The sequence below is a fragment of the Gulosibacter sediminis genome, from assembly GCF_014904065.1.
In the GTDB taxonomy this organism is placed as follows: domain Bacteria; phylum Actinomycetota; class Actinomycetes; order Actinomycetales; family Microbacteriaceae; genus Gulosibacter; species Gulosibacter sediminis.
This window is the reverse complement of sequence record NZ_JACXJG010000058.1, coordinates 1-749: the sequence shown is the minus strand read 5'-3', so window position 1 is coordinate 749 and position 749 is coordinate 1. Positions and strand designations below refer to the sequence as shown.

1 pseudogene is annotated in these 749 nt (G+C 65.7%); it reads left to right on the top strand.

Going from position 1 to position 749, the window contains the following annotated elements:
• Positions 1-72: 72 nt before the first annotated feature.
• A pseudogene (locus ID132_RS12950) lies at positions 73-749 on the top strand (transposase); the annotation flags it as partial.

Sequence of the window (749 nt, the reverse complement as noted above, 5' to 3'; positions counted from 1 at the left end):
GGGTCTGCTGAAGGTTTGGTTGAGTCCTTGACCGCGTAATCCTGAGAGGGTTGCGCTGGAAGGATGGCAGTCATGCCGATCAAGTACACGGACGAGTTCAAGCGGGATGCTGTCGCGCTTGTGGAGTCCGGCATCACGCAGAAGGTGGTGTGCAAGGATCTCGGGATCTCGAAGACCGCGCTGCAGACCTGGGTGCGTGATGCGAAGTTCCAGTCCCATGGGCTGACCCCGCCCGCTGATCCTGATGAGCGCCGCGAGATGGCGGCCGCGATCAAGCGGATTCGCGAGCTGGAGATGGAGAACGAGGTGCTCCGGCGAGCCGCGGCGTATCTGTCGCAGGTGCATATCACACCCCCAAAATGATCTACCCGCTCGTCCGCGAGATGGCCGCGGCCGGCGCCCCTGTCAGGGTGCCGGTCGCGGTGGCGTGCCGGGTGCTCGGATTCTCCGAGCAGGCGTACTACCAGTGGCTGCGTAACCCGGTCTCTGCTCGCGAGACGGAAGAGCAGCACCTCATCGGTGTGCTACGCCGGCTGCACGCGGAAGACCCCGAGGGCGGGTATCGGGTGCTCGCCGACGACCTCGCCGACCTCGGCTACCAGCTTTCCGAACGCCGCGTGTGGCGGCTGTGCCGGGTCGCGGGGATCCGCTCGACGATCACAACCCGCAAACGCCGTTACAAGAAGGCTGGCCCGCCCGTGCACGACGATCTCGTGCAGCGCGACTTCACCGCCGAGGGCCCGAACCAG